Below are 17,488 nucleotides of genomic sequence, written 5' to 3' on the forward strand. Positions count from 1 at the left end.
ACAGAAATCATGCGGTAGTGATAGGTTCAGCAGAATTACAAGGTTATCTATCAACTTATCACGGTGTTGAAAATGTGCATGGTATGAATATCGGCGGTAAAGCTGAATTTGACTTTGGTACTGTAAAATTTGTGCAAGCATTCCACAGTTCAAGCTTTACTCATGAAGATGGTATTCCGGTTTATCTAGGTATGCCAATGGGAATTGTTGTTGAAGCAGAAGGTAAAACAATTTACCATACTGGAGATACGGGATTATTTAGTGATATGAAATTAATTGCTGAACGTCATCCAGTGGATGTATGTTTTGTACCTATCGGTGACAACTTTACGATGGGAATTGATGATGCAAGTTATGCAATCAATGAATTTATTAAACCGAAAATTAGTGTACCTATTCACTACAATACGTTCCCATTAATTGAACAAGATCCTCAACAGTTTAAAGATGCAGTAAATGTAGGGGAAGTACAAATCCTTGAACCAGGTCAATCTGTAGAATTTTAATTTTAGAATAGTAAATTAGTAAATATAACATATAGAAAAAATCCCGATTTTTAAACGACTTAATTTAAAAATCGGGATTTCTTAAAATGATTATTTAACAATTAATACAGGGATTGTAGCACGTTTAGCTACTTTGTGGCTGACGCTACCAAGTACAAATTTCTTCTTGTCTTCTGCTTTACGGTTACTTAATACAACGATGTCATATTTTCCACTGTTAGCGTATTTTAATAATTCTTCTTTAGGATTTCCTCTAACAATAATTTGATCGTAATTAATTCCGTAATCTTCTAATACTTTTCTTGTTTTTTCTAAACGTTTACTTCTTTCTTCAGTTAACTTATCTAAGTGGACTCCTGCTTTGATAGAAGCTTGAGCATCTTGCTCATTAATGGCATTTAAAATAGTTACAACTGTATCTTTCCCAGCTAAATTTGACACTTCTTTTAATGCTTTTTCATTTTTTAATTGAGTGTCTACGCCTAGTAAAATATGTTTATACATAACTACATCCCTCCTCACTTATATTTTAATAGAGTTTTAATGGAATTTCCATTTATATTCACATTTTCTTTACAAAATCAATTTTAAACGGAATATTTTTGGTAAGTGAGAAAACGATCAACGATGAGCGAGGTTGTTCAATGATTTTTTTCGAGTTAAAAGTTATAATATAAAAAAGACTGTTCTATAGAAATAAGAGGTAATGGGATGACGAAACACGAGCAAATTTTAAATTATATTGAATCTTTATCTATAGGTTCTAAAATTTCAGTTAGAAAAATAGCAAAGGTATTAGATGTATCAGAAGGAACTGCTTACAGAGCGATTAAGGATGCAGGACAATTAGGAATTGTAGCAACTATTGATCGTGTCGGTACAGTAAGGATAGAAAAACGTAATCGAGACAATATAGATAATTTAACTTTTAATGAAATTGTGAACATAGTGGAAGGTCAAATTTTAGCGGGTAAAAAAGGACTTGGAAAAACAGTTTCTAAATTTGCGATAGGCGCTATGAAACTTCAAGATATTTTAAAATATATAGAGAAACACACTTTATTAATAGTGGGTAACCGTGAAGATGTTCAAATAGAGGCATTAAAAAGAGGAACAGCTATCCTCATTACTGGAGGCTTTCACCCATCGAAATTTGTCATCGATTATGCGAATGAGCATGAATTGCCCATTATTTCATCAAGTTATGATACATTTTTAGTCGCAAACATTATCAATAGAGCAATGTATAACCAAAAGATTCGTAAAGAAATACTTGTTGTCGAGGATATTGTAAAACCTATAAACGAACTATCCGTATTATTTGATTATATGAAAATTAATGACTATAAAAAATTAGCTAACGAAACAGGTCATACAAGATTTCCTATTGTAAATAAAGATTTTAAACTTGTAGGTATTGTAACGAGTAGAGAAATTATAAATATGAACGAGGATGATGAATTAGGCAAGATAATGACTCGAAATCCTTTAAGCGTCAAACTGACAAACACTGTTGCGAGTTGTGCACATATGATGATTTGGGAAGGTATTGAGTTATTACCGGTAACCAATAATAATAAAAAAGCTGTAGGTGTCATCAACAGACAAGATGTGTTGAAATCAATGCAACTTTTAGGAAGACAACCACAAATAGGTGAAACGATTAACGATCAGATAGCAAAACATATTACCATTAATTCGAATAACATCAGTGTTGAAGTATCACCTTTAGTCACAAATCATTACGGCACATTAAGTAAAGCCGTATTTGTAGGCATTATTGAAGAAACAATTCGACATGAGATGAGAAAATATAAAAAGGGTAATGTAATGATAGAAAACTTAAACATTGTTTATATCAAAACAGTGCCTATTGAATCATCCATTGAAGTCTATTATGAAATGCTAGATGTTGGTAGAAATTTCGCGAAACTAGAAGTAACCATGTTTAATAATAATGAGAAAGTTGCCAACGCTTTAGTGATATGCCAGATGTTCGAAGGTTTTTAATAAAAAGTAAAATTTAGTTTTAAGGGAGTATTCAGAATGGAAAAAATTATGAACGATATCATGCATGAGGTTGAACAAGCAGACACAATCATTATTCATAGACACGTGAGACCTGATCCTGATGCATACGGGTCACAGTTGGGGCTTAAATATTATTTAAAAATAAAATATCCAGATAAGAATATTTATGCCGTTGGTAACAATGAACCTTCTTTAGATTTCATAGGTACATTTGATGAGATATCAGATGATGTTTACGAAGATGCGCTTGTCATTGTTTGTGATACAGCAAATGCACCACGTGTAGATGACCAACGTTATCACACTGGAACGAAGGTTCTAAAAATAGATCATCATCCGGCAGTTGATCAATACGGAGACATTAATTATGTAAATACAGAAGCTTCTTCAACAAGTGAAATTATTTATGATTTTATTACTCATTTTAATGATGAACGTATCATTGATGAAAGTGTAGCACGTGTTTTATATCTAGGAATTGTAGGAGATACTGGTCGTTTCTTATTTAATAATACAACTCAACACACGATGGAAGTTGCTGGTAAATTAATTGCTTTTCCGTTTGACCACAATGCTGAATTAAATAAAATGTCTGAAAAAGATCCTAAATTATTACCGTTTCAAGGTTACATCTTACAAAACTTTGAATTAGATGATGGAGGATACTGTCAGGTGAAAATTACGAGAGATATTCTAGAAAAATATCAGATTCAACCGAATGAAGCATCACAATTTGTGAATACAATTGCTGATATTCAAGGTTTGAAGATTTGGATGTTCGGTGTGGATGAAGGTGAAGAAATTAGATGTCGTATTCGTTCAAAAGGTACAATGATTATCAATGATGTCGCAAACGATTTTGGAGGTGGAGGCCATCCAAATGCATCAGGTGTATCAGTTTATAGTTGGGAAGAGTTCGACCGTTTAGCCGATGCATTGCGTCAAAAACTTTAAAAAGATATATCTAAAAGGAGGATACAAACATGGTTGCGCATTTAAATATTCATACTGCTTATGATTTATTGAACGCCAGTCTGAGAATTGAAGATGTAATCAATAAAGCTAAAAATGAAGGCTATACTGCACTTGCAATTACAGATACCCATGTTTTGTATGGTTTTCCAAAATTTTACGATGCCTGCATTGCTGCTGATATTCATCCCATTTTCGGAATGACTTTAATATTAACGGATGGTTTATATAAAGTTGAAACAGTAGTACTCGCACAGAATAATGAGGGACTCAAAGCACTCTATCAACTTTCATCTGCCATTAAAATGAAAGAAAAGGAAGAAGTTCCTTTAGAATGGTTAAAACGTTATGATGACAATTTAATTATCATTTTTAAAGATGTAGTATCGACGCATTTACAAATCTTAGAAGCATTCAATGATCATACCCATGTTTACATGAATCATACGAGTGACGATATTATTGATAAAAAAAAGGTAAAATTACAATCAGCGAGATATTTAAATAGAGAAGATGCAGATACGATATCTGCTTTACAGGCAATTAGAGATAATTCTAAATTAGATTTAATTAATGAAAGTAAAGATTTTGGTGAGCACTTTCCTGATCAAAATGAACTTAAAAATATTTTAGATGATGTAGACGAAGAAGTAATAAAAAATACGCAAACAATCGTTGATTTATGTCAGGCGGAACTCGTTTATCATCAATCATTATTACCGCAATTTGTCACGCCTAATGGTGAAGTTGCAAAAGACTATTTATGGTCGGTATTAATAGATAAATTAAATGAGTGGAATTTACATAATGATCAATATTTAGAACGGCTTAAGCACGAATATGAAATAATTACGAATATGGGCTTCGAAGATTATTTCCTTATCGTTAGTGATTTAATCCATTATGCTAAAACACATGATGTAATGGTTGGTCCAGGCCGTGGCTCTTCCGCTGGTTCACTGGTAAGTTATTTGCTAGGGATTACAACGATTGATCCGATCAAATTCAACTTACTTTTCGAGAGATTTTTAAATCCTGAAAGGGTTACGATGCCCGATATTGACATTGACTTTGAAGATACAAGACGCGAGAAAGTGATTCAGTATGTTCAAAATAAATATGGAGAACTTCATGTGTCAGGAATAGTGACTTTCGGGCACTTATTAGCAAGAGCTGTCGGTCGTGACGTTGGAAGAATTATGGGCTTTGATGAGACTACATTAAATGAAATTTCAAAGTTAATACCTCATAAATTGGGGATTACGCTTGATGAGGCTTATCAGCAAGACAATTTTAAAGCGTTTGTTCATCGAAATCACAGAAATGAACTTTGGTTTGATATGAGTAAGAAGCTTGAAGGACTTCCAAGACATACGTCAACGCATGCGGCGGGTATTATTATTAACGATCAACCATTATATAAATTTGCACCATTGACGTTAGGTGATACGGGTTTACTGACTCAGTGGACAATGACAGAAGCAGAACGCATAGGTTTATTAAAGATAGACTTCTTAGGATTACGTAACTTATCGATCATCCACCAAATTGTGACGCAAGTGAAGAAAGATTTAAACATTGATATAGATGTTGAAACCATTCCTTTTGATGATAGAAAAGTATTCAAGTTATTATCTCAAGGAGATACGACTGGTATTTTCCAACTAGAATCTGATGGGGTACGTAGTGTATTAAAGAGACTTCAACCAGAACATTTTGAAGATATCGTAGCGGTCACATCACTTTATCGACCAGGACCTATGGAAGAAATACCTACATATATCACACGTCGACACGATCCATCTAAAGTTGAATATTTGCATCCTGATTTAGAACCCATTTTAAAAAATACCTACGGCGTCATTATCTATCAAGAACAAATAATGCAAATTGCGAGCAAATTCGCTAACTTTAGTTATGGTGAAGCGGATATTCTTAGAAGAGCGATGAGTAAGAAAAATCGTGCAGTGTTAGAAAGTGAACGTCAGCACTTTGTCAACGGTGCGAAAGACAACGGCTATGATGAACAAATGAGTAAACAAATCTTTGATTTAATACTCAAGTTTGCTGATTATGGTTTCCCTAGAGCGCATGCAGTAAGCTACTCTAAAATTGCTTATATTATGAGTTATCTAAAAGTGTATTATCCTAATTATTTTTACGCTAATATTTTGAGCAATGTCATTGGTAGTGAGAAGAAAACAGCTAATATGATTGATGAGGCTAAACATCAAAAAATTAATATTCTACCACCTAATATTAATGAAAGTCATTGGTTCTATAAAGCTACTTCACAAGGAATATATTTGTCGTTAGGAACGATTAAAGGTGTGGGCTATCAAAGTGTTAAACTGATTGTCGATGAGAGATATAATAACGGAAAGTTTAAAGACTTTTTTGATTTTGCACGTAGGATTCCAAAGCGGGTTAAAACTAGAAAATTATTAGAAGCTTTGATACTTGTTGGTGCTTTTGACAATTTTGATAAGAATCGTGCTACTTTATTACAGGCTATCGATCAAGTATTAGACACTACATCAGATGTAGAACAAGACGATATGCTTTTCGATATTTTAACGCCAAAACAAGTCTATGAGGACAAAGAAGAGTTACCAGATAAATTGTTGAGTAATTATGAAAAAGAATATCTGGGCTTTTATATTTCTAAACACCCGGTTGAAAAAGAATTTGAAAAGAAACAATATCTAGGTATTTATAAATTAAGTAATGCTCAAAACTTTCAACCAATACTTGTCCAATTTGATACAATTAAGCAAATTAGAACTAAGAACGGTCAAAACATGGCATTTGTAACACTTAATGATGGGATGACGCTAATGGACGGTGTGATATTCCCGGATAAATTCAAAAGATATGAAACTTCTATTTCTAATGAAGAAATGTTTATCGTGATAGGTAAATTTGAGAAACGGAATCAGCAAATTCAACTTATTATAAATCAAATTATTGAAATCAATACCTATAAAAATGAAAAAATAAATGCTTCTAAAAAAGTCATTATACGAAATGCGCATCATCTTCCATCAAGTATCGAAGAATTAATCACAAATGAGAAAAGAGGGAACCAGCATTTATTAGAAGTGAATGCATTTAATGAACGCAATAATAGTATGAATCGCTTAGGATTCTTGAGTAAAGATGAAGTTACAATTCAACAGTTGTTTGACTCTTTAAATCCTAGTGATATTAGGTTTATATAACTTTTATCACAATTTAAACTATGGTATAGTTAACTGATGGTTAAGATAATAATCATCAGTTTTTCTTTTGTTATTGTTTTTTGTTCTGGTTATACACTGATTAATTTTATAATCAGAAGAAAGAATAATTTCAAAAGATTAGAATAGGCAGACAATCAAGTTTATAGCATCAATATGATGTATGTCCATTGTCTATTCTTAATTTATCCTGTATTGGGTATACTTTTACTAGTAAATTAGATTCAACATACACAATTTTTAATTAATAAGAACAGTTATTTTAACTTAAAATTATTTAAAATAGGGGTTGATTCCATGTCTTTAAGAGATGATGCATTGGAAATGCACAGAGAACATCAAGGTAAATTAGAAATCACACCAAATATAAAAGTGACTAATAAAGAAGAATTGAGTTTAGCATATTCTCCTGGCGTTGCTGAACCATGTAAAGAAATTCATGAAAATCCAAGAAAAGTATATGAATATACAATCAAGGCAAACACTGTTGCAGTTGTAACTGACGGTACTGCAGTTTTAGGACTGGGCAATATTGGAGCTGAAGCAAGTATACCTGTTATGGAAGGTAAAGCGGTTTTATTTAAAAGTTTTGCCGGAATAAATGGCGTACCAATCGCTTTAGATACTACAGATACTAATGAAATTATTAATACAGTGAAATTATTACAACCTAATTATGGCGGTATTAATCTTGAAGATATTTCAGCGCCAAGATGTTTTGAAATCGAAGAAAAATTAAAAAAAGAAACAAATATTCCAGTATTTCATGATGATCAACACGGCACTGCTATTGTTACAATGGCCGGCTTGATTAATGCTTTAAGAATTGTCGATAAAGATTTATCAGATATTAAAGTTGTCTTAAATGGTGCAGGTGCTGCAGGTATAGCAATTGTGAAATTGTTACATTCATACGGTGTTAGAGACATGATTATGTGTGATTCTAAGGGTGCTATTTATGAAGGACGCCCTCATGGCATGAATGATACTAAAGAATATGTTGCTAAATGGACTAACAAAGATAAAATTGATGGTTCATTGAAAGAAGTTATTAAAGATGCAGACGTATTTATCGGTGTTTCTGTTGCAGATTTATTAGATAAAGAAATGGTTGAGAGCATGGCAGATGATCCGATTATTTTTGCTATGGCCAATCCAAATCCTGAAATTAAACCTGATGATGCTAAAGCAGCAGGGGCTAAAGTAATTGGAACTGGTCGTTCTGATTATCCTAATCAAATCAATAATGTGTTAGCTTTCCCTGGAATCTTTAGAGGTGCATTAGATGTTGAAGCTACACATATTAATGAAGATATGAAAAAAGCCGCTGTTGAAGCTATTGCTGATTTAATCGAAGAAGATGAACTCAACCCTGATTATTGCATTCCTGGACCATTTGACAAGAGAGTTGCTCCATCAGTGGCACGTAGCGTAGCTAAAGCAGCTATGGAATCAGGTGTAGCAAGAATTGAAATTGATCCACAAGAAGTTTATGACAAAACAATGAAAGCAACTGATTTAAAATAATTCTATATAGTAATTCTTTTAGAGACATTTTCTAGAAATAACATCTTGATAAATTTTTCAGGAGAATATATAAATGGTAGTAACAGAGGTTATTTGGAGGTTTACCAATGTTTAAAGATTTTTTTAATCGAAGCAAGAAAAAGAAATATTTAACAGTTCAAGATTCTAAACAAAATGATGTGCCAGCAGGGATTATGACTAAATGCCCGAAGTGCAAAAAGATCATGTACACTAAAGAATTAGCTGAAAATTTAAATGTGTGCTTCAATTGTGATCATCATATTGCACTTACTGCACATAAAAGAATAGAAGCGATTTCAGATGAAGGAACATTTACAGAATTCGATAAGGGCATGACCTCTGCGAATCCATTAGATTTTCCTGGCTACATTGAAAAGATTGAAAAAGATCAGCAAAAGACTGGATTAAATGAGGCAGTTGTCACTGGGACTTCTGAATTAGATGGTATTAAATACGGTGTTGCAGTGATGGATGCACGTTTTAGAATGGGAAGTATGGGTTCAGTTGTTGGAGAAAAAATTTGTAGAATCATTGATTATTGTACTGAACATCATTTACCTTTCATTCTATTCTCAGCTAGTGGTGGCGCTAGAATGCAAGAAGGTATTATTTCACTCATGCAAATGGGTAAAACAAGTGTATCACTTAAGCGCCATGCTGATGCTGGATTATTATATATTTCGTACATAACGAATCCAACAACTGGTGGTGTGTCTGCAAGCTTTGCCTCAGTGGGTGACATTAACTTGAGTGAACCTAAAGCGCTCATTGGATTTGCTGGTAGACGTGTCATTGAACAAACAATTAATGAGAAATTACCAGATGATTTCCAAACAGCCGAGTTCCTTTTAGAACATGGTCAATTAGATAAAGTAGTTCATCGTAAGGATATGAAAGAGACGTTATCTAATATTCTAAAAATCCATCAAGAGGTGAGTCGATAATGCTAGATTTTGAAAAGCCACTTTTTGAAATTAAAAATAAAATTGAATCATCGAAAGAATCCCAAGAAAAGAATGAAGTGGATTTACAAGAAGAGATTGATATGTTGGAAGCGTCTCTAGAAAGAGAAACTAAAAAAGTTTATACCAATTTAAAGCCGTGGGATCGTGTGCAAATCGCGCGTTTACAAGAGCGACCTACATCTTTAGATTATATTCCATATATTTTCGATTCATTTATAGAACTTCATGGGGATAGAAACTTTAGAGATGACCCTGCAATGATAGGCGGGATTGGTTATCTTAATGGACGTGCTGTAACTGTTGTTGGTCAACAACGTGGTAAAGATACCAAAGATAATATTTATCGAAATTTTGGTATGGCACATCCTGAAGGTTATCGTAAAGCGCTACGTTTGATGAAGCAGGCTGAAAAGTTTAATCGTCCAATTTTTACATTTATTGATACAAAAGGCGCTTATCCTGGTAAAGCAGCAGAAGAACGTGGTCAAAGTGAATCAATCGCTACGAATTTAATTGAAATGGCATCATTAAAAGTACCTGTCGTCGCTATTGTTATCGGTGAAGGTGGTAGTGGTGGCGCATTAGGAATTGGTATTTCTAATCGTGTACTTATGCTTGAAAATAGTACGTATTCAGTTATTTCTCCTGAGGGTGCTGCTGCACTTTTATGGAAAGATAGTAATTTAGCAAAAATTGCTGCTGAAACGATGAAAATTACAGCAAATGATCTTAAAGGATTAAATATTGTAGACGAAGTGATTAACGAACCACTAGGTGGTGCCCATAAAGATGTTGAATCACAAGCTGCTACGATTAAAGACACATTTGTTAAACATTTAAATGAATTAGAGCAAATGTCTAATGAAGAATTAGTCAATGATAGATTTGATAAATTTAGACACATTGGCTCAGTTGTAGAATAATTTAGTTACTTGCTAATAGTCATGATTACGGCTATTAGCTCTTTTTTATTTATTTTAGAAAAAATTCATTATTTAAAACGTTTACATCAATTGAAAGCCTTTCTTTTGATGGAACAGTAAAAAAAATTGTGGTAATTTATAGTTAAAGATAAATCTAGTTAAAGAAAGGTATGTCGTCATGAAAAAAATTGCAGTTTTAACTAGCGGAGGGGATTCTCCAGGTATGAATGCTGCCGTTCGTGCAGTTGTTCGTACAGCAATTTACAATAATATTGAAGTTTATGGGATTTATCATGGTTACCAAGGTTTACTAGACGATGACATTCATAAACTTGAGTTAGGCTCAGTCGGGGATACAATCCAGCGCGGAGGTACGTTCCTATTCTCTGCTAGATGTCCTCAATTTAAAGAAGAAGATGTACGTAAGAAGGGGATTGAAAACTTACGTAAACGAGGCATCGAAGGATTAGTTGTTATCGGCGGAGACGGAAGTTATCGTGGTGCGCAACGTATAAGTGAAGAGTGTAAGGAAATTCAAACGATTGGAATTCCAGGTACAATTGATAATGATATTAATGGTACGGACTTCACTATAGGTTTTGACACTGCGTTAAACACAATTATTGAATCCGTCGATAAAATTAGAGATACTGCATCAAGTCACGCACGTACATTTATCGTTGAAGTTATGGGACGTGATTGTGGAGATTTAGCTTTATGGGCAGGACTCTCTGTTGGTGCTGAAACCATTGTAGTACCTGAAGTTCATACCGACATTAAAGATGTTGCTGAAAAAATTGAACAGGGTATTAAAAGAGGTAAGAAACATTCTATTGTTATGGTCGCTGAAGGTTGTATGAGCGGCCAAGAATGTGCTGATGAATTAATGAAATATATCAATATTGATACACGCGTGTCAGTATTAGGACATATTCAGCGTGGAGGAAGCCCATCAGGTGCTGACCGCGTATTAGCTTCACGTTTAGGTGGTCATGCCGTTGAATTACTTAAACAAGGTGTGACAGCTAAAGGTGTAGGTATTAAAAATAACCAATTAACTGCTACACCATTTGAAGATATCTTTGGTGAAAGTCATCATAAATTTGACAAAGATATTTATGAATTAGCTAAGGAATTATCAATATAAATTTTTGGGAGGATTATATAATGAGAAAGACTAAAATTGTTTGTACAATTGGACCAGCTTCAGAATCTGAAGAAATGATCGAGAAATTAATAAATGCAGGAATGAACGTGGCGCGTTTAAACTTTTCTCATGGTAGTCATGAAGAACATAAAGGTAGAATTGATACAATTCGTAAAGTTGCAAAACGTTTAAATAAAACAGTTGCACTTTTATTAGATACAAAAGGACCTGAAATTCGTACACATAACATGAAAGATGGTGTTATCGAATTAGAAAAAGGTAAAGAAGTCATCGTAAGTATGAATGAAGTAGAAGGTACACCTGAGAAATTCTCTGTAACATATGAAGACTTAATCAACGATGTTCATGTTGGCTCATATATCTTATTAGATGATGGTTTAGTAGAGTTACAAGTTAAAGAAATTAATAAAGATAAAGGCGAAGTTAAATGTGACATCTTAAATACTGGAGAATTAAAAAATAAAAAAGGTGTTAATTTACCTGGCGTAAAAGTTAACTTACCTGGTATTACTGATAAAGATGCTGATGACATTCGTTTCGGTATCAAAGAAAATGTTGACTTTATCGCTGCAAGTTTCGTAAGACGTCCTAGTGATGTTTTAGATATTCGCCAAATTCTTGAAGAAGAAAAAGCACATATCACAATTTTCCCTAAAATTGAGAACCAAGAAGGTATTGATAACATTGATGAAATCCTTGAAGTTTCTGATGGATTAATGGTTGCTCGTGGTGACATGGGTGTTGAAATTCCACCTGAAAAAGTACCAATGGTTCAAAAAGACTTAATTAGAAAATGTAATAAATTAGGTAAACCAGTTATCACTGCAACTCAAATGTTAGATTCAATGCAACGTAACCCTCGTGCTACTCGTGCGGAAGCAAGTGACGTAGCTAACGCAATTTACGATGGCACTGACGCTGTGATGTTATCAGGTGAAACAGCTGCGGGATTATATCCAGAAGAAGCAGTTAAAACTATGAGAAATATCGCAGTTTCAGCAGAAGCGGCTCAAGATTATAAAAAATTATTATCTGACCGTACAAAATTAGTTGAAACTTCATTAGTTAACGCTATTGGTGTATCTGTTGCACATACAGCACTTAACTTAAATGTTAAAGCTATCGTTGCGGCTACTGAAAGTGGTTCAACAGCACGTACTATTTCTAAATATCGTCCTCATTCAGATATTATCGCTGTAACACCTAGTGAAGAAACAGCACGCCAATGTGCAATTGTTTGGGGTGTTAACCCAGTTGTTAAAGAGGGACGTAAAAACACTGACGCATTACTTAACAATGCGGTAGCGACAGCAGTTGAAACTGGAAGAGTTTCTAACGGTGATTTAATCATCATTACTGCTGGTGTTCCAACTGGTGAAAAAGGTACAACTAATATGATGAAAATTCACTTAGTTGGCGATGAAATCGCTCGTGGACAAGGTGTAGGTCGTGGCTCTGTAGTAGGACATGCCATTATTGCTGACAGTGCAAGTGACTTAGAAGGTAAAGATTTATCTGATAAAGTTATCATCACTAATTCAGTAGACGAAACGTTAGTTCCATATGTTGAAAATGCAATCGGTTTAGTAACTGAAGAAAATGGAATTACATCACCAAGTGCAATCGTTGGTTTAGAAAAAGGTATTCCAACAGTAGTAGGTGTTGAAAAAGCAACAAAAGAAATTAAAAATGATATGTTAGTTACAGTTGACGCAGCTCAAGGTAAAATCTTTGAAGGCTATGCAAACGTACTTTAATAATCAATTTAGAGAAAACACTCTCCGACATGATGTTGGAGAGTGTTTTTTATTGAGTATGTAGAGATAGATATACGCTTGATATAAGCAGGCTCTCAATTCAGACATTTACTGTAAATACATTAAAGGAGGATGAGATCACTTATAATCTCATCCTCCTTTATGATTATTTATGCGTGTTTGCTTTCTTTTCTATATCTCAAATACATTAATCCTAAAATAACGAACCATACAGGAGTTATATAAATGGCTCTTCTTGTATCAACATTAACAAATAATAATGCGAATACGAAGATAAAGAAAATTAAAATTGCATAACCCATAAATTGCCCGCCTGGTAATTTATAAGTAGCTTTCTTGTGTAATTCAGGATTCTTTCTACTGTAATTAATATAGGCAACGATGATTAAAGCCCATACAACCAAGAATAATACAGTAGAGATTGTCGTAACATACGTAAACACTTTTGTTGCGTCAGGGAAGATATAATTTAATAACGCTGCAATTAATAATAATGCAGATGACGCAATAATAGCTGTGTGTGGTACACCATTTTTGTTTGTATTGGAGAACGCTGGTGGCGCTTGTCTTTGATTAGATAATCCATACAACATTCTGCTATTTGAAAATATACCACTATTACAAGATGATGCTGCGGCAGTTAATACTACGAAATTGATTAAACCAGCAGCGAAAGGTACACCTATTAAAGTAAATAGTTTAACAAAAGGACTATTATCAGGGTCAACTTTGTACCAAGGAATAATCGACATGATGACTGCTAAAGCACCAACATAAAAGATTAATATTCTAATAGGTACGCTATTAATTGCCTTAGGAATTGTTTGTTCAGGATCCTTAGTCTCACCAGCAGTAACACCTATCATTTCTATTCCGACAAATGAGAAAAGTGCCATTTGGAAAGACATAAAGAATCCAGATGCTCCTTTAGGGAATATTCCGTGTTGATATAAGTTAGTTAGACTTGTGTGTCCAAATTGAGTTTTAAAGGCAAATAAAATCATGACAATACCAACAACTATTAATGCAATAATTGTAGCTATTTTGATGATAGCAAACCAAAACTCTAATTCGCCGAATAATTTGGCACTTAACAAGTTGAATGACATTAAAATAAGTACACAGAATAACGCGCTAATCCAGTTAGGAATCTCTGGGAACCAGAAACTTACGTATTTAGCAACAGCTGTAACCTCCGCCATACCTGTAATAATCCAACATAACCAATAAGTCCAACCAGTAACAAAGCCAGCAAATGGACCTATGTATTTGTTCGTAACATCCGCAAATGATTTGAAATTAGTGTTTTGAATGATGATTTCTCCCAATCCACGCATAAACATGAATAACATAAAACCTATAATGATATAGGTGAGTAATATTGAGGGACCCGTCATTGCAATTGTTTGACCAGCACCAAGGAATAACCCCGTTCCTATAGCGCCTCCGATGGCGATTAATTGAACATGACGATTGCTCAATTCTCTTTGTAAATTTTCAGCCATAAGACATCTCCCTTACTATAAGATAATATATATTATGCACTTATAAGGCTATTTATACAATTCTTTTCGCAAAAAAGTGTGAAAATTCACTAAAATGTATATTTCTTTTTTGTAATCATTCTTGATAACTAAACGAAAATATAACTACATTTTTGAAATTTAATAATAATAGTATGGGTTGAAGTTGAATTTCACGCTCTTTTAGAGATAATAACACACAAAAAGGTCAAGCCAATATACCATTTTTACATATTTAAAGTGATTTATAATGTTTCACAAATTGTTTGAATTTAGCTATAATACTAGTTGAAAGCCATTTCATAAAGAAACAGTAAAGGGGAAATTTATCATGGCAGAATTACAAAGAGGTTTAGAAGGGGTTATTGCAGCTGAAACTAAAATCAGTTCAATAATTGACAGTCAATTGACATATGCGGGCTATGATATTGACGATCTCGCAGAAAATGCCCAATTCGAAGAAATCATTTTCTTATTATGGAATTATAGACTTCCTAATAAAGATGAACTTAAAGAATTGAAAGAGAAATTATTCGAGTACATGACTCTTAATCCAAGAGTATACAAACACTTTGAAGAGTACGTAACTGATGATGTTCATCCTATGACAGCAGTTCGTACATCTGTATCTTATATTGCTCACTTTGATCCAGATGCTGAAGATGAATCTGATGAGAAGAAATATGATAGAGCAATTCGCATTCAAGCGAAAATTGCTTCACTAGTAACGGCTTTCGCAAGAGTTAGAGAAGGGAAAGAACCTTTAAAACCAAATTCAGATTTAAGTTACGCAGCAAACTTCTTATATATGTTAAGAGGAGAACTTCCTACAGATATAGAAGTTGAAGCATTTAATAAAGCATTAATTTTACATGCTGATCACGAATTAAATGCATCTGCGTTCACTGCACGTTGTGCGGTTTCATCACTTTCAGATATGTATTCAGGTGTTGTTGCTGCAGTTGGTTCATTAAAAGGACCTCTTCACGGTGGTGCAAACGAACGTGTTATGGCTATGTTAAAAGAAGTAGGAAGTATTGAAAATGTTGATAGCTATTTAGACGAAAGATTCGCGAATAAAGATAAAGTCATGGGCTTTGGTCACCGTGTATACAAAGATGGCGATCCAAGAGCTAAATATCTTCGTGAAATGAGCCGTAAAATCACTGAAGAAACAGGTCAAAGTGAATTATTTGATATTTCACTAGCAATCGAAAAACGCATGAAAGAAGAAAAAGGTTTAATTCCAAATGTAGACTTCTTTAGTGCAACTGTTTATCACAGTATGAATATTCCTCACGATTTATTCACACCAATTTTCGCAGTAAGTCGTACATCAGGTTGGATTGCTCATATCTTAGAACAATATAGAGATAACCGAATCATGAGACCAAGAGCACAATACATTGGTGAAAAAAATCGTAAGTATGTTCCTATTGAAGAAAGATAATAAAATCACATATAGTATTAATTGAAAGCTTAAATATACTTGGAGGTTAGATTTATGTCAGCAGAAAAAATTACTCGTACTAATGAAGGTTTAAATGTACCTAATGAACCAATTATTCCATTTATTATTGGCGATGGAATTGGCCCAGATATCTGGAAAGCAGCTAGCCGTGTTATCGATGCAGCTGTTGAAAAAGCTTACAACGGTGAGAAACGTATCGAATGGAAAGAAGTTTTAGCTGGACAAAAAGCTTACGATGAAACTGGAGAATGGTTACCACAAGAAACATTAGACACAATTAAAGAATATTTAATTGCTGTTAAAGGTCCTTTAACTACTCCAATCGGTGGCGGTATTCGTTCACTTAACGTAGCTTTAAGACAAGAATTAGATTTATTTACTTGCTTACGTCCTGTACGTTGGCTCCAAGGTGTTCCTTCACCAGTTAAACGTCCAGAAGATGTTGACATGGTTATTTTCCGTGAAAACACTGAAGACATTTATGCAGGTATCGAATTTAAAGAAGGTACTTCAGAAGTTAAAAAAGTAATTGATTTCTTACAAAACGAAATGGGTGCAACAAACATTCGTTTCCCAGAAACTTCAGGTATTGGTATTAAACCTGTATCAAAAGAAGGTACAGAACGTTTAGTAAGAGCTGCAATTCAATATGCATTAGATAATAATCGTAAATCTGTTACTTTAGTTCATAAAGGTAACATTATGAAATTTACTGAAGGATCATTTAAACAATGGGGTTATGATTTAGCTCATAACGAATTTGGTGACAAAGTATTCACTTGGCAACAATATGATGAAATTGTTGAAAAAGAAGGTAAAGACGCAGCTAATGAAGCTCAAGATAAAGCTGAAAAAGAAGGCAAAATTATTATCAAAGATTCAATTGCTGATATCTTCTTACAACAAATCTTAACGCGTCCAGCTGAACACGATGTTGTAGCGACTATGAACTTAAACGGTGACTACATTTCAGACGCTTTAGCTGCACAAGTTGGTGGTATTGGTATCGCTCCAGGTGCAAATATTAACTACGAAACTGGTCACGCTATTTTCGAAGCTACACATGGTACAGCTCCTAAATATGCTGGTTTAAATAAAGTTAACCCATCTTCTGAAATCTTAAGTTCTGTATTAATGTTAGAACACTTAGGATGGCAAGAAGCTGCTGATAAAATCACTGATTCAATCGAAGCTACTATCGCTTCTAAAATTGTAACTTATGACTTTGCTCGTTTAATGGATGGCGCAAAAGAAGTTTCAACTTCAGAATTTGCTGATGAATTAATCAAAAACTTAAAATAATAACGCTTTAATCGATAGTGTTATCAAACGGATTGGCTCTTGCCAATCCGTTTTTTAAAGAT

General features: G+C 33.7%; 13 protein-coding genes. 11 read left to right on the forward strand and 2 right to left on the reverse strand.

Going from position 1 to position 17,488, the window contains the following annotated elements; translation table 11 throughout:
• On the forward strand, positions 1-506 hold a 506-nt coding region (locus HMPREF3264_RS03935), incomplete at its 5' end, for a metal-dependent hydrolase (protein ID WP_070871993.1).
• Positions 507-596: 90 nt separating this feature from the next.
• On the opposite strand, the gene HMPREF3264_RS03940 is transcribed toward HMPREF3264_RS03935, so the two are convergent.
• Complete coding sequence (locus HMPREF3264_RS03940) at positions 597-1,010, reverse strand: universal stress protein (RefSeq protein ID WP_070871994.1); 414 nt, start codon at positions 1,008-1,010, stop codon at positions 597-599.
• A 207-nt stretch (positions 1,011-1,217) separates the two neighbouring features.
• On the opposite strand from HMPREF3264_RS03940, the gene HMPREF3264_RS03945 reads away from it, so the two are divergent.
• The 8 genes from HMPREF3264_RS03945 to pyk all read left to right on the forward strand — a co-directional run bounded on the left by HMPREF3264_RS03945 (position 1,218) and on the right by pyk (position 13,109).
• Entirely contained in the window at positions 1,218-2,516 is a 1,299-nt protein-coding gene (locus HMPREF3264_RS03945; protein WP_070871995.1) for a DRTGG domain-containing protein, read from the forward strand.
• A 36-nt stretch (positions 2,517-2,552) separates the two neighbouring features.
• Positions 2,553-3,491: a DHH family phosphoesterase gene (locus HMPREF3264_RS03950; RefSeq protein ID WP_070871996.1), complete on the forward strand. Its 939-nt coding sequence runs from the start codon at positions 2,553-2,555 to the stop codon at positions 3,489-3,491.
• Positions 3,492-3,520: 29 nt separating this feature from the next.
• Entirely contained in the window at positions 3,521-6,730 is a 3,210-nt protein-coding gene (locus HMPREF3264_RS03955; RefSeq protein ID WP_070871997.1) for a DNA polymerase III subunit alpha, read from the forward strand.
• A 315-nt stretch (positions 6,731-7,045) separates the two neighbouring features.
• Positions 7,046-8,275, forward strand: a complete 1,230-nt coding sequence (locus tag HMPREF3264_RS03960; protein ID WP_070871998.1) for an NADP-dependent malic enzyme — start codon at positions 7,046-7,048, stop codon at positions 8,273-8,275.
• A gap of 107 nt (positions 8,276-8,382) precedes the next feature.
• Positions 8,383-9,240, forward strand: a complete 858-nt coding sequence (gene accD, locus HMPREF3264_RS03965; RefSeq protein ID WP_002443352.1) for an acetyl-CoA carboxylase, carboxyltransferase subunit beta — start codon at positions 8,383-8,385, stop codon at positions 9,238-9,240.
• Positions 9,240-10,184 carry an acetyl-CoA carboxylase carboxyltransferase subunit alpha gene (locus HMPREF3264_RS03970; protein WP_070871999.1) on the forward strand — a complete coding sequence of 315 codons (945 nt, stop codon included), beginning with the start codon at positions 9,240-9,242 and terminating at the stop codon, positions 10,182-10,184. The genes accD and HMPREF3264_RS03970 overlap by 1 nt, the downstream gene beginning before the upstream one ends.
• Positions 10,185-10,362: 178 nt before the next feature.
• On the forward strand, positions 10,363-11,331 hold the full coding sequence (gene pfkA / locus HMPREF3264_RS03975; RefSeq protein WP_002443348.1) for a 6-phosphofructokinase: 969 nt from the start codon (positions 10,363-10,365) through the stop codon (positions 11,329-11,331).
• Positions 11,332-11,351: 20 nt separating this feature from the next.
• Complete coding sequence (pyk, locus tag HMPREF3264_RS03980; RefSeq protein WP_070872000.1) at positions 11,352-13,109, forward strand: pyruvate kinase; 1,758 nt, start codon at positions 11,352-11,354, stop codon at positions 13,107-13,109.
• A 170-nt stretch (positions 13,110-13,279) separates the two neighbouring features.
• Here pyk and HMPREF3264_RS03985 read toward each other — a convergent pair whose 3' ends face one another.
• A complete protein-coding gene (locus HMPREF3264_RS03985) occupies positions 13,280-14,635 on the reverse strand; it encodes an amino acid permease (RefSeq protein WP_070872001.1) in 1,356 nt (451 codons plus the stop codon).
• Between the two features lie 349 nt (positions 14,636-14,984).
• Between HMPREF3264_RS03985 and HMPREF3264_RS03990 the strand changes: the two genes are divergently transcribed.
• On the forward strand, positions 14,985-16,103 hold the full coding sequence (locus tag HMPREF3264_RS03990; protein WP_070830907.1) for a citrate synthase: 1,119 nt from the start codon (positions 14,985-14,987) through the stop codon (positions 16,101-16,103).
• Between the two features lie 54 nt (positions 16,104-16,157).
• Positions 16,158-17,426, forward strand: coding sequence for an NADP-dependent isocitrate dehydrogenase (gene icd, locus HMPREF3264_RS03995; protein WP_070872002.1), 1,269 nt, complete (start codon positions 16,158-16,160; stop codon positions 17,424-17,426).
• The last annotated feature ends 62 nt before the right edge of the window (positions 17,427-17,488 follow it).

Source organism: Staphylococcus sp. HMSC62A08 (assembly GCF_001839105.1).
GTDB classification, from domain to species: domain Bacteria; phylum Bacillota; class Bacilli; order Staphylococcales; family Staphylococcaceae; genus Staphylococcus; species Staphylococcus caprae.

Bases quoted from the DNA above. Each gene is read 5' to 3' on its own strand.
- HMPREF3264_RS03940 (WP_070871994.1), bottom strand. From the start codon at position 1,010: ATGTATAAACATATTTTACTAGGCGTAGACACTCAATTAAAAAATGAA.
- HMPREF3264_RS03945 (WP_070871995.1), top strand. From the start codon at position 1,218: ATGACGAAACACGAGCAAATTTTAAATTATATTGAATCTTTATCTATA.
- HMPREF3264_RS03950 (WP_070871996.1), top strand. From the start codon at position 2,553: ATGGAAAAAATTATGAACGATATCATGCATGAGGTTGAACAAGCAGAC.
- HMPREF3264_RS03955 (WP_070871997.1), top strand. From the start codon at position 3,521: ATGGTTGCGCATTTAAATATTCATACTGCTTATGATTTATTGAACGCC.
- HMPREF3264_RS03960 (WP_070871998.1), top strand. From the start codon at position 7,046: ATGTCTTTAAGAGATGATGCATTGGAAATGCACAGAGAACATCAAGGT.
- accD (WP_002443352.1), top strand. From the start codon at position 8,383: ATGTTTAAAGATTTTTTTAATCGAAGCAAGAAAAAGAAATATTTAACA.
- HMPREF3264_RS03970 (WP_070871999.1), top strand. From the start codon at position 9,240: ATGCTAGATTTTGAAAAGCCACTTTTTGAAATTAAAAATAAAATTGAA.
- pfkA (WP_002443348.1), top strand. From the start codon at position 10,363: ATGAAAAAAATTGCAGTTTTAACTAGCGGAGGGGATTCTCCAGGTATG.
- pyk (WP_070872000.1), top strand. From the start codon at position 11,352: ATGAGAAAGACTAAAATTGTTTGTACAATTGGACCAGCTTCAGAATCT.
- HMPREF3264_RS03985 (WP_070872001.1), bottom strand. From the start codon at position 14,635: ATGGCTGAAAATTTACAAAGAGAATTGAGCAATCGTCATGTTCAATTA.
- HMPREF3264_RS03990 (WP_070830907.1), top strand. From the start codon at position 14,985: ATGGCAGAATTACAAAGAGGTTTAGAAGGGGTTATTGCAGCTGAAACT.
- icd (WP_070872002.1), top strand. From the start codon at position 16,158: ATGTCAGCAGAAAAAATTACTCGTACTAATGAAGGTTTAAATGTACCT.